Consider the following 749-nt stretch of genomic DNA (forward strand, 5'->3'; position numbering starts at 1 on the left):
TCAATGGAGGTATCGCGCGCCCGGGCGTCCACTTGCTCAACCTGCGGATTGATATCAAAGCGGTAAGTCGTGCTTTCTTCCTCAAGCGGTGCCTCATCCACAAAAATGAGCGTCCGCATCAGCATGAAGAGCGCAAAGGTCACAACAATCGCAATCGGAACACCGATGACAAGTCTGAAAATACTACCCATCAGCCACTCCTAGCTTTCTTCCGAGATGTTGATTTCCTCAACACCCAGCTGTGTGAGCATCTCCTGGATGTCCAGTACGGTGCCAATTGGAGCATCCTGATCGCCCTGGATCATCGCTTCAGCCCGCGGATTCTCTGACAATAATTGCTCGAGTACACCACGCACCTGTGAAATTTCATACACATTGCGGTTGATCCAGATTTCATCGGCCGATGTCACGGCGACCAGCAAGGTCGGCTTCATCGAATCACTCTGGTTTACGTCCGGCCGAATAACATCCACGCCCGGTTCTTTTACGAATACAGCCGTCACAATGAAGAAGATCAGGAGAATGAACACGACATCCAGCATGGGCGTCATATTCAGTTCGACATCTTCGTCATCCGTCTGTACCCGGCTCCCACGTCGAGCCATATCTCTCTCCCGAGCTAGGTGTCGTCTTCGCCGCGCGGACGCTGGATCGACACAGAAATACCGTTGGACCGCATGTCGTCCCAGATCGTCGAGATCGTGCCATGCAGGGCTTCATCATTCGGCTCGATCAGCACCGCACTTCGC

Annotated in this window: 1 protein-coding gene; it reads right to left on the reverse strand. The window is 53.3% G+C overall.

Features of this window, described 5'->3' with window-relative positions; genetic code table 11:
• Window positions 1–200: 200 nt before the first annotated feature.
• Window positions 201–605, reverse strand: coding sequence for a biopolymer transporter ExbD (locus tag COW20_12295; GenBank protein ID PIW47656.1), 405 nt, complete (start codon window positions 603–605; stop codon window positions 201–203).
• Window positions 606–749: the final 144 nt, after the last annotated feature.

Source organism: bacterium (Candidatus Blackallbacteria) CG13_big_fil_rev_8_21_14_2_50_49_14, from assembly GCA_002783405.1.
Lineage (GTDB): Bacteria > Cyanobacteriota > Sericytochromatia > UBA7694 > UBA7694.

Bases quoted from the DNA above. Each gene is read 5' to 3' on its own strand.
- COW20_12295 (PIW47656.1), bottom strand. From the start codon at position 605: ATGGCTCGACGTGGGAGCCGGGTACAGACGGATGACGAAGATGTCGAA.